Origin of the sequence: Catellatospora coxensis (genome assembly GCF_016862635.1) — a bacterium.
Classification (GTDB): Bacteria; Actinomycetota; Actinomycetes; order Mycobacteriales; family Micromonosporaceae; genus Catellatospora; species Catellatospora coxensis.
Map to the genome: position 1 here is coordinate 1 of NZ_BONI01000143.1, position 10,750 is coordinate 10,750.

Sequence of the window (10,750 nt, forward strand, 5' to 3'; positions counted from 1 at the left end):
GGGGCCCGCACTGGGCTCGGTGCCGGGGTCAGGGCTCGGCTGCGTGCCGGGGCCGGGGCCCGCACTGGGCTCGGTGCCGGGGCCGGGCTCGGCACCTGGTCCGGGCTCCGTGCCAGGGCCGGGCTCCGTGCCAGGGCCGGGCTCCGTGCCAGGGCCGGGTTCCGTGCCAGGGCCGGGTTCCGTGCCAGGGCCGGGTTCGGTGCCAGGGCCGCCGGGCTGGGTGCCCGGGTCGGGGCTGGGCTGCTGGCCGGGGTCGGTGCCCGGGTCCGGTTCGGTGCTCGGCTCAGTGCCAGGAACGGGCTCAGTGCCAGGACCGGGGTCGGTGCCGGGGCCGGGTTCGGTCGACGGGTCCGGGTCGCCGGGCCGGCCCGGGACGGTCGGCTCGTCGCTCGGGGCGGCCGGGCTCGGCTCGGGTTCGTAGACCGGGTCGGTCGCGAAGGTGCCGGTCGGGACCGGGCTGGGGTCGGTGGCCGGGTCGGCCGGGGTCGACGGGTCCGGCATGGCGGACGGCAGGGGCGTCGCGCTCGGGTCGAACGTCGTGCCCGGCCACGGCGTCACCGTGGGCTCCGGCGCGCCCGTCCCGGACGGGCTCGGCGCGGTCGTGGGCTGGTCGGCCGGCGGCGGCAGGGTCGGCGCGGCGGGCTCGTTCCATTCGAAGGTGATGGTCGGCGGGCCGGTGGTGGTGCTGTCCGGACCGGCCTCGCCCGCCACGAACTGGGCGGTCTCGGTGCTGCTCGGCGCAGTGATCGCGAACGCGTACCGGCCGGAGCGGCGCACGACGCGGGTCACGTCGAAGGCGACCGCCCGGTCGAAGCGGCCCGGCGCGACGCTGTCCACCACGCTGCCCAGCCGGGGCGCGGTCTCGGCGGTGAGGGTGCCCTCCCGCCAGCGGGTGTCCGGGACGGTGGTCAGCTCCACCAGCCGGGGCAGCGGGCCGCTGTGCCGGCCGAGCCACAGCCAGACCTTCTTCGGCTGGCGGCCGGCCGGCAGCTCGACGTCGAACTTGAGGTAGCTGACCGCCGCGCCACCGCCCACCCCGCCCGCGGTGAGGTAGAGCCGGCTGCCGGCGGTGACGCCGGGCTCGGTGCTCATCGTGTACGAGTCCTCGGACACGGTGACCCGTGTCGGCGGTGCGGACAGCCGTCCCGCCGCCAGCCCGAGCAGCACCGCCGACGCCAGCGTGGACATGGTGACGGTGACCGCTATGCCGATCCGCGTCCTGCTCATCAGGTCGCCCCTTCCCCCGAAAGCGGGCACTCAGATTTCTGTCAGATTCTGCGTACCCTCTGGGGCATCATAACCGTTGTGTCTTGTTTGCGAGCTTTTCGCCGAAGAACGCGCTAACTGACACTTGGCGCCGGACAGTGCCTCTCACCTGCACTAACGGCCATTGGGCATGTATCGGCCGATATGCCTAGTTACGTCGTTACCGCCGGACCGTTGACCTCACCGGACGCAACAACGCCGGAGAAGGGCCACACGCCGTGGACGCGACATACGCCGGGCCTCCCCCCTCGTCGTACGACATGAGCGACTACCTGGGTTTGATCGCCCGTCACTGGTGGATCGCCGTGCTGCTGACCCTGGCGGGCACCGCCGGCGGTGCGGCGTACAACGAATCACTGCCGCGCGAGTACGTCTCCACGGCGTCCGTGCTGGTGCGACCGGCCGGGCTGGACGCCAACGTGGCCGGCGGGCGCACCCGCGACGAGATCAACCTGGACACCGAGGCGCAGCTGATGCGCTCGACCGCCGTGGTCGCCGGGGCCGCCAAGGTGCTCCAGCGCGAGGACGTCGACGTGCTCGCGGGCGCGGTCTCGGTGGAGGTGCCGCCGAACACCGCCGTACTCCAGATCAACTACGCGGCGTCGGCGCCCGAGGAGGCGCAGGCCGGGGCCAAGGCGTTCGCGCAGTCCTACCTGGCCAACCGGGAGGGCAACGCGAAGGCGGAGCTGGAGCGCCAGGCCGCCGCGCTGCGCGACAAGATCAAGGACCTCACCGAGGACCTCGCCAAGATCAACGGCAAGCTCTCCGACGCCAGCCCGAAGAGCTCGAACTACGCCACCCTGGACAGCCAGCGCGACACCACGGTGACCCAGATCAACCAGCTCAACAACAAGGTGAACCAGCTGGCCACCGAGACGGTCAGCGCCGGCACCGTCATCCGCGAGGCCCGCGTGCCCGGCCGCCCGGTGAAGCCGACCGCGGCGGTCAACTACGCCGCGGGCGCGCTGCTCGGGCTGCTCGCCGGGCTCGGCGTGGCGGCCCTGCGCGAGCGCCTGGACAAGCGCGTACGCGCTGGTCGCGACCTGGTCCGCAGCGGCGTGGCGGTGCTCGGCGCGGTGCCCGGCAAGGGCACGGGCTGCACCGAGGTGTTCACCCCGTTCAGCCCCGGCGGGCGGGCCTTCAACCGGCTGCGCAACGAGGTCGTCGCCGCGTTCCGCCCCGGCGAGCAGGTCGTCGTGGTCACCGGCGCGAGCCGCGGCCCGGCCGCCACCCTGGTCGCCGCCAACCTGGCCGCCGCGCTGTCGCGTACCGGCGCCGAGGTGGTGCTCATCGGCGCGCAGCTGCCCGACTCGCTGACCGAGGCCGCCCCGCTGGCCCGGCTCGTCGGCGTCGCGCCGACCCCGGGACTGTCCGAGGTGCTGGCCGGCCGGGTCAGCCTGGCCGAGGCGACGCAGCGCGCGGCGCGTACGCCCTCGTTGCACGTCATCACCACCGGCGGCACCGCCACCGCGGCAGGCATGCTGCAGTCGCACGCGCTTCGCGACATCATCACCACACTGCGCGCCCACGCCGACTACCTGGTGGTCGAAGCCCCGTCGACGTCGGCCAGCGCCGACGCGCAGAGCCTGGCCAGCCTGGCCGACGCCGCGATCCTCGCGGTGGAGACCCGCCGCACCAGCCGCCCCGAGGTCGCCGACGCCGCCGAGCAGCTGCGCCGGGTCGGCACGCCCCTGCTGGGTGGCGTGATGATGCCGCGGCTGCCGCACCGCGCCCGCCGGACCCCGGCCCCGGTCGACGGCGAGACCGCCGAGCCGACCGGACGCCCGCTGCTCAGCGACGACGAGGAGCCGGTCGACGCGGGCGCCAACGGCCACAAGCCGCACGCCGACGAGCAGACCATCATGCTGGCCCCGCTGGACACCTCGGCCCTGACCGAGCTGGACGAGGCCCACCGGCGATGAGCCTCGCCCTCCGGGCCGGTGTCCCGGACGGCGTCGCCGCGCCGCCCACCGCACCGGCCCGCCCCAGCCTGCTGTTCGGGCCGGCCTGGCCGCTGACGGCGCTGCTCGCGCTGTACCCGCTGTGGTGGGCGCTCGGCCTGGGGGTGCTGATCTTCCCGATCATGGCCGTGCCGATGGCCTGGCAGCTCTACCGGCGGCACGCGTCGGGGCTGCCGGTGCGGCTGCCGCCCGCGTTCTGGCTGTGGCTGGCGTTCTGCGCGGTCACCGTGGTCGGCTTCGGCGTGCTCGACGTGGACCCGGCGGGCACCGTCGGCGCCACCTTCGGCGAGCGGATCACCGCCCCGGTCTACAAGCTCGTCCAGCACCTCGCCCTGACGGTGCTGCTGGTGTACGCCGGCAACCTGTCGGCGGCCGTGCTGCCGCAGCGGCGGCTGGTGAACCTGCTGGCCTGGATGTTCGCGGTGACCGTGGCCGGCGGGCTGCTCGGCACGTTCGCGGGGCACTTCGAGTTCACCTCGCCGGTGGAGCTGCTGCTGCCCGACGGGGTGCGCGGCAAGGGCTTCGTGAAGTCGCTGGTCCACCCGTACGCCGCACAGATCATGGACCTGGTCGGCGACCCGCTGCCCCGCCCGGCCGCGCCCTGGGGGTACACCAACACCTGGGGCAACAATTTCTGCCTGCTGGTGGTGTGGTTCGTGGCGGCGGTGTTCGCCTACCCGAGCCGCGCCCGCACCCGGCTGCTGGCCGTCGGCCTGCTCGCGGTGTCGGTGGTGCCGGTCGTGCACTCGCTGAACCGCGGGCTGTGGATCGGCCTGGGCGCGACGGCGGTCTTCATCGCGGTCCGCCAGGCCCTCGCGGGACGGCTGCGGGCGCTGATCGCCCTCGGCGTGGTGCTCGCCGGGCTGGCCGTCGCGCTGGCCACCACCCCGCTCGGCGGGGTCATCGAGCGCCGCCTCGACAACGGCAAGTCCAACGGCGTGCGCATGTTCCTGACCGAGCGGGCGGTGGAGGGGGTGGCCGAGTCGCCGGTGCTCGGCTTCGGCTCGACCCGCAGCACGCAGGGCGGCCGGCAGTCGATCGCGGTCGGCGAGTCGGCGGCGTGCGAGCGCTGCGGCAACTTCACCGTCGGCGGCAACGGCCAGCTGTGGCAGCTGCTGTACGCGCACGGCCTGGCCGGCACCCTGACCTACTTCGGCTTCTTCGGCTTCGCGCTGTGGCGGTTCCGCCGGGACCGCTCGGCGCTCGGGCTGGCCGCGTCGGCCGCGATCGCGGGCTCGTTCATCGCCGCGCTCTGGTACAACTCGCTCGTCACGCCGCTGGCCTTCACGTTCCTCGGATATGTGGTGCTGTGGCGCAACTCCCGCTTCCAGATTGCGCCCAGCTCCGTTGAGTCCGTGGGACATAACGGACACCAACGGAGGAGCTGACGTGCGAAGCGGCAAACGGGGAGTCCGTGTGACGGAGCCGGCCTTGACGCCCGGCCGCGCCGGCGGGGAGCGGGCGTGACGGCGCTCGGCACGGCCGCCGGCCAGGTGGACACCGGTGACGCGCAGCTGCGCGGGCAGTACCTGCGCGAGGTGCTGGAACTGCTGTACCCGGGCTGCTCCACGGCCGCCGAGGGCCGCCGGGTGGTCGAGTACCTGGCGATCCCGGACGCCCGGCGGTGCAAGCTGCTGGTGCCCGCGGGCTCGCGCCGGGTCGCCGCCGCTGCGGTGCGCCGGTTCTCCGAGCCGCAGGGCCGCTTGGGCCGCCTCAAGCGCGACGCCGTCGCCATGGCGCTGCGCTCCGGCGCCTGGTCCACGCTGGTGCGCGACCGGGTCCGGCTGACCTCCCGGGAGGGAGGCACCGACACCGTCGACCACTTCCTGTCCACCGCGCTCGGCACGCCGCTGCAGGTCAGCATCCACATCGGACCGGTACGGGCCAACCGCAAACCGGTCCTGCAGCTGCTCGACCCGCGCGGCGGCACCATCGGCTTCGCCAAGTTCGGGGTCGGGCCGCTCACCCGGCGGCTGGTGCGCGCCGAGACCGCCGCCCTGTCCGCGCTGTCCCACGTGCAGCTGCCCGAGATCGTGGTGCCGAGCATCCTGCACGCCGGCCAGTGGCGGGGCATGCAGGTGCTGGTGCAGTCGGCGCTGCCGGTGTGGGAGCCGCGGGTGCCGCTGTCCCCCGCCCGCCTGCAGCGCGCCATGGCCGAGGTCGCCGGGGCCTGCGGGCTCACCCAGGGCTGGCTGGCCACCAGCCCGTACTGGGCGGACCTCCGCAACCGGCTGTGCCAGCTGGTCGCCGACACCCCCGAGGGCTCGGGCCGGGCCGCGACCGAGGTGTCGCAGCTGTTCGAGGCGGCACGGGCCCTGGTCGAGCACGCCGCGGAGCTGAACCTGCGCTTCGGCGCGTGGCACGGCGACTGGGCCCCGTGGAACATGGCCAACGTCGCCGAGTCGCTGCTGATCTGGGACTGGGAACGGTTCACGCCCGGCGTGCCGCTCGGCTTCGACGCCGTGCACTACGACCTGCAGCGCCAGATCCAGGACGGGGTGGACGCGCAGACCGCGGTCGAGTCCACGGTGCGGCAGGCTCCGGCATTGCTCGCCCCGTTCGACGTCGCGCCCGGCAGCGCCGAGATCGTGGCGCTGCTGTACCTGGTGGACCTCGCGACGCGATACCTCAGCGACCGCCAGGCCGAGGCCGGGGCCCGCCTCGGCGTCACCGGCACCTGGCTGCTGCCGGTGCTGATCCGCAAGGTCCGGTCCCTCTAGATGAACCCCGCGCCGAATCTTGTGCGGTTGATGTCGTCCCGACGGCACCAACTGCACAAGATCCGGAGCAGGCACCGCGCCAACCCGCCCATGGAGAGCCAGTGAAGACGTCGAACGTGCCCGAGTCGGTCAAGCGGGTGGTCCACCTCGGCTCCCGCTCGGTCGGCTGGATGACCTCGGGCGCGCGCATGCTGCCGTCGTTCCTGATCTGCGGCGGCCAGCGGTGCGGCACCACCTCGCTCTACCGGGCGCTGGCCGCGCATCCCGCCGTGCTCAAGGCGGTGCTGCACAAGGGTGTGCACTACTTCGACACCAGCTACCACCGCGGCCGGGCCTGGTATCAGGGGCACTTCCCGCTGCGGCGCACCGCCGCCCGCGTCGAGCGGGAACTGGGCATCCGCCCGCAGACCTTCGAATCCAGCCCGTACTACCTCTACCACCCGCACGCGGGCGCGCGCATCGCCCGCGACCTGCCCGACGTCAAGCTGATCGTGCTGGTCCGCGACCCGGTGGAGCGGGCGTACTCCCAGCACGCGCACGAGGTCGCGCGGGGCTTCGAGACCGTCACCGACTTCACGCAGGCGCTCGAACTGGAACCGGCCCGGCTGCGCGGGCAGCGCGAGCGGCTGCTCGCCGACCAGCACGCGTACTCCTTCTCGCACCAGCACCACGGCTACCGCTCCCGCGGCGAGTACGTCGTCTACCTGCGCCGCCTCGCCGAGCAGGTGGGCCGGGACCGGATCCTCGTGGTGGAGAGCGAGCGCTTCTTCAGCGATCCGCGCCCGACGTACGACGAGGTGCTCACGTTCCTCGACCTGCCGCAGCTGAGCTACCCGCAGTTCGAGCAGCACAACGCCCGGCCCCGCAGCGCGCCGATGCCGGCCCGGCTGCGCGCCGAGCTGACCGCCCACTACGCGCCGCACGATGCCGAACTCGCGACCTGGCTGGGCCGTACGCCGAGCTGGCGCGCATGAGCGCGCGCCGAGCAGCACCGACCGGCGGTGTGGCAAGCGGCAGTGGCGCGGCCCGCAGCAGCGGCACGGCCCCTGGCGGCGGCAACGGCAACGGCGCGGCACGCGGCGGCGTCGGGCTCGCTGACGTTCCGTCAGGTCTGCCAGGCCAGGCGGGTTCTGCGGGGCCGCCACCGCCGAGCGGTTCCGGCGACACCGCCGGACTCGCTCGGGGCGGCGTCGCCAACCTCGCGGGCGCGGCGCTGGCCGCCGTCGCCGGGGTCGGTGTCACCTGGCTGGTCGCGCGCGGGCTCGGCCCGGTCGCGGCGGGCTCCTTCTTCGCCGCCACCTCGGCGTTCGTGCTGGTCGGCGGTGTCGCTCGGCTGGGCACCACGACGGCGCTGGTCTACTGGCCGGCCCGGCTGCGGGCCCAGGGCCGCCCCGAGCTGATCGGGCCGTGCCTGCGCAGCGGGCTGGTCCCGGTCGCGGTGCTCGGCCTGCTGCTGGGCGTCGCGGTATGGCTCACCGCCGAGCACTTCGTGCCCGAGTACGCCGCCCCGCTCACCATGCTCGCCCTGTTCCTGCCGGTGGCGGCGCTGTCGGAGGCGCTGCTCGCGGCGACCCGCGGCTACCGCATGATGCGCCCCACGGTGCTGCTCGAAAAGATCATGCGACCCGCGACGCAGTTGCTGTGCGTGGGCTCGCTGGCCGTGCTGGCCCTGTCCGGCATCGTCTCGCCGCCGTCCACCTGGGCGCTGGCCTGGGTGCTGCCGTACGTGCCGGGAGCCGCGATCGCCGGGTTCCTGGTCTGGCAGCGCTGGCACCACGAGCCGACGCTGACCCGCCGCGACCGGATCGCCGCCCGGATCGAGGGCCGCACCGTCGGCTCCGCGTTCTGGCGCTACACCGCCCCCCGCGCGCTGGCCAACGCCGCGCAGACCGCGCTGCAGCGGGTCGACGTGCTCATGGTCGCCGGACTGGCCGGGCTCGCCCCGGCTGCCGCGTACGCCGTCGCCGGTCGTTTCGTCGTGCTCGGACAGCTCGCCAACGGCTCCATCGCCCAGGTGGTGCAGCCCCGGCTGGCCGAGACCCTCGCGGTCGGCGACCGGGCGGGCGCGCTGCGGCTCTACCAGACCGCCACCGCCTGGCTCGTGATGATCAGCTGGCCGCTGCACCTCGTCGTGGCCTGCTACGCCGACCTGTACCTGGGGCTGTTCGGCGCGACCTACACCGCGGCCGCCCCGGCCGTGCGGGTGCTCGCCGCGGCGATGCTGATCAGCACCGGCTGCGGCATGGTCGACATGGTGCTGTCGATGGCCGGGCGCACCACCTGGAACCTGATGAACGTGCTGCTGGCGCTGGTCACCATGGTCGCCATCGACCTGGTCGCGATCCCCCGGCTCGGCGTGGTCGGGGCCGCCATCGGGCTGGCCGCCGCGGTCGCGGTCAACAACCTGCTGCCGCTGGCCCAGCTCGCCACCTCGCTGCGGCTGCACCCGTTCGGCTCCGGCACGCGTACCGCGATGGCGCTGGCCGCCACCAGCTTCGGCGTACTGCCCTGGCTGGTCCGGCTGGTCGTGCCGAGCCAGCCCGTGGGCGCGGGCGCGGCCCTGGTACTGGCCGCCGGGGTCTACCTGGGCGGGCTGCGCCGCTTCCAGGACCGGCTGGGCATCCCGGCCCTGCTCGCCGCCGCCCGTCCCGGCCGCCGGAACACTGTCAAAACCGCTTCGCAGGGGTAGCGGAGCGGAAGCACCGACAGCACCACTCAGAGAAGAAAAGGAACACGAACCGCATGCGCGCCGACTACACCGAGATCTTCCAGGACGAGGCGACGGTCGAGAAGTACGAGCACGTCGTATACGCCCCGGACAGTTACGCCTCGGCGATAAATCGGCGCCAACGCGCCTACCTGCGCCGCCTGGCGAAACGGGCGTTCCCCTACCGCCGCCCCGTGCAGCACGACTTCGCCTGCGGCACCGGGCGGGCCATCCGCATCCTGCACGGGCTGGTCCGCGGCGCGCACGGCTACGACACGTCCGCGGCGATGCTGGCCAAGGCCGAGGAGGTCGGCTCGTACGCCGAACTGCACCTCGTCGCCGCCGAGGGCGAGGTGCCCGATCCCGAGCCGACCGAGATCCCGGCCCTGGTCACCATCTTCCGGCTGCTGCTCAACGTGGACAACGACGTACGCGAGCGGGCCATCGCGTTCTCCGCGAAGGTGCTGCCCAACTACGACGCGGGCCTGCTCGTGGTCGAGAACCACGGCAACCGGCACTCGCTGCGCCACCTGCGCCACGCCCGGCACACCGGCTCGCCCTGGTTCGCCGAACTCGACCACACCGAGGTCGCCGAGCTGCTCGACCGGCATGGCTTCACCATCGTCGAGCAGCGCGGCTTCGCCCTGTTCACGCAGGGCTGGTACGGCCGGCGCGGGCTGCGCACCCTGGCCAAGCTCGTCGACGACGTGGTCGCCCGCACCGGCTGGGGCGGCAAGTGGGCCGTGAACGTCCTGTACGTCGCCCGCCGCACCCGGCCCGTCGACTGACATGTTCCGTACGCTGCGGATCCTCGCCGGGGTGGCCACCGTGGCCATGCTCGCCACGTGCGGCTCCCCTCCCCCGGCGGACCGCGGCATCGCGGTGTTCCCACCGCCCGGCTCCCCCGTCGCGCCCGCCGCGGCGGGCGGGCCGGTCGCCGCGCCCGCGACCGGGGCACTGCTCGGCGCGTGGGTGCGCCCCGACAGCCTCACCCAGGCCGGGCGGGTCACCGGCGTCGCCGAGTTCGAGCAGGAGCTGGGGCGGCGGCTCGACGTCGTCAACACGTACCGCCGGCTGCGCGAGGAGTTCGGCACCAGCTCCGACCGGACCTTCCTGGAGTCCGGCGCGACGCTGATGTTCAGCTGGACCGGCGGGCCCAGCGCCGAGGTCGTGCTGGGCGAGCACGACGACGAGATCCGCGAGCACGCCCGGCAGGCCCGCGCGCTGGACGTGCCGGTGCTGGTACGGCTGCGCTGGGAGATGGACCGGCCCAACCTGGTCGCCGAGGTCGGCTCGCCGGAGGAGTTCGTCGCCGCCTGGCGGCACACCCGCGCCCTGTTCGCGGACGAGGGCGCGGACAACGTGTCGTGGGTGTGGTGCCCGACCGAGGAGGGCTTCACCTCAGGCCGCGCCCCCGACTACTACCCCGGCGACGACCAGGTCGACTGGACCTGCGTCGACGTCTACGCCGGCTCCGAGCTGACGCCCCTCGCCGACCTGCTCGAACCCTTCCTGCACTGGGCCGCCGCCCACCCGCACCCCATCATGATCGGCGAGTACGGCGTCTCCCGCGCCTGGACCGCCGGCCAGCGCGCCTCCTGGCTCCGCGACGCCACCACGGTCTTCCGCCGCAACACCCAGATCAAGGCCGTCCTCTACTTCGAGTCCAACCCCGACAACCGCACCCCCGCCGGCGAATTCGCCCTCCGCCCCGACCCCGACCCCCTCGAAGCCTTCCGCACCACCGCCCACGACCCCCACTTCCGCCGCTGACCCGCCCCCGCCCGGCCCACCGCGCTTCTTGCCGCGTTGATCATGAACTTATGGCACGGTTCGACGGCGTGTCGCCGCCCTAACTTCATGATCGCCTTAGGGCTGCGGTGGAGATCTGTTTTTGTGACGCTGGGTGCCCCTATAGCGGCGTCCAGCGTCCACAAAAACAGATCTTGGGCAGGGCGATCCGGAGTCGGGCATGGCGCGCCGGGTGTGGCCGGTCGGGGCGGGCGGCCCTTCGGGCTCCACCGGCGCTCGCGGTGAGCCCGACCGCGAGCCCCACCCCGAACGCGAGGCGAACCCGCTGGCCACAGGCCCGGAGC

General features: G+C 73.8%; 8 protein-coding genes. 7 read left to right on the top strand and 1 reads right to left on the bottom strand.

The features are described from left to right. Positions 1-1,227 (bottom strand): CBM96 family carbohydrate-binding protein (locus Cco03nite_RS41015; RefSeq protein ID WP_444546536.1); only part of this gene is annotated, 1,227 nt, incomplete at its 3' end. A 299-nt stretch (positions 1,228-1,526) separates the two neighbouring features. Between Cco03nite_RS41015 and Cco03nite_RS41020 the strand changes: the two genes are divergently transcribed. The 7 genes from Cco03nite_RS41020 (at position 1,527) to Cco03nite_RS41050 (ending at position 10,427) form a co-directional block, all read left to right on the top strand. Beyond that, positions 1,527-3,188 carry a lipopolysaccharide biosynthesis protein gene (locus Cco03nite_RS41020; RefSeq protein ID WP_203699457.1) on the top strand — a complete coding sequence of 554 codons (1,662 nt, stop codon included), beginning with the start codon at positions 1,527-1,529 and terminating at the stop codon, positions 3,186-3,188. Next, on the top strand, positions 3,185-4,615 hold the full coding sequence (locus tag Cco03nite_RS41025) for an O-antigen ligase family protein (RefSeq protein WP_203699458.1): 1,431 nt from the start codon (positions 3,185-3,187) through the stop codon (positions 4,613-4,615). The genes Cco03nite_RS41020 and Cco03nite_RS41025 overlap by 4 nt, the downstream gene beginning before the upstream one ends. 75 nt (positions 4,616-4,690) lie before the next feature. Then, the gene (locus Cco03nite_RS41030) at positions 4,691-5,947 is read left to right on the top strand and encodes a hypothetical protein (protein WP_203699459.1); all 1,257 of its coding nucleotides are present in this window, start codon (positions 4,691-4,693) and stop codon (positions 5,945-5,947) included. A gap of 101 nt (positions 5,948-6,048) precedes the next feature. Further along, positions 6,049-6,921 carry a sulfotransferase family protein gene (locus Cco03nite_RS41035; RefSeq protein ID WP_239168074.1) on the top strand — a complete coding sequence of 291 codons (873 nt, stop codon included), beginning with the start codon at positions 6,049-6,051 and terminating at the stop codon, positions 6,919-6,921. Next, positions 6,918-8,636 (top strand): lipopolysaccharide biosynthesis protein, encoded by a 1,719-nt coding sequence (locus Cco03nite_RS41040; RefSeq protein ID WP_203699460.1) that lies wholly within the window; start codon positions 6,918-6,920, stop codon positions 8,634-8,636. The genes Cco03nite_RS41035 and Cco03nite_RS41040 overlap by 4 nt, the downstream gene beginning before the upstream one ends. Positions 8,637-8,689: 53 nt before the next feature. Further along, positions 8,690-9,442 (top strand): class I SAM-dependent methyltransferase, encoded by a 753-nt coding sequence (locus Cco03nite_RS41045; RefSeq protein ID WP_203699461.1) that lies wholly within the window; start codon positions 8,690-8,692, stop codon positions 9,440-9,442. Position 9,443: 1 nt separating this feature from the next. After that, entirely contained in the window at positions 9,444-10,427 is a 984-nt protein-coding gene (locus Cco03nite_RS41050) for a glycoside hydrolase family 26 protein (RefSeq protein WP_203699462.1), read from the top strand. The last annotated feature ends 323 nt before the right edge of the window (positions 10,428-10,750 follow it).

Bases quoted from the DNA above. Each gene is read 5' to 3' on its own strand.
- Cco03nite_RS41040 (WP_203699460.1), top strand. From the start codon at position 6,918: ATGAGCGCGCGCCGAGCAGCACCGACCGGCGGTGTGGCAAGCGGCAGT.
- Cco03nite_RS41025 (WP_203699458.1), top strand. From the start codon at position 3,185: ATGAGCCTCGCCCTCCGGGCCGGTGTCCCGGACGGCGTCGCCGCGCCG.
- Cco03nite_RS41020 (WP_203699457.1), top strand. From the start codon at position 1,527: ATGAGCGACTACCTGGGTTTGATCGCCCGTCACTGGTGGATCGCCGTG.
- Cco03nite_RS41050 (WP_203699462.1), top strand. From the start codon at position 9,444: ATGTTCCGTACGCTGCGGATCCTCGCCGGGGTGGCCACCGTGGCCATG.
- Cco03nite_RS41045 (WP_203699461.1), top strand. From the start codon at position 8,690: ATGCGCGCCGACTACACCGAGATCTTCCAGGACGAGGCGACGGTCGAG.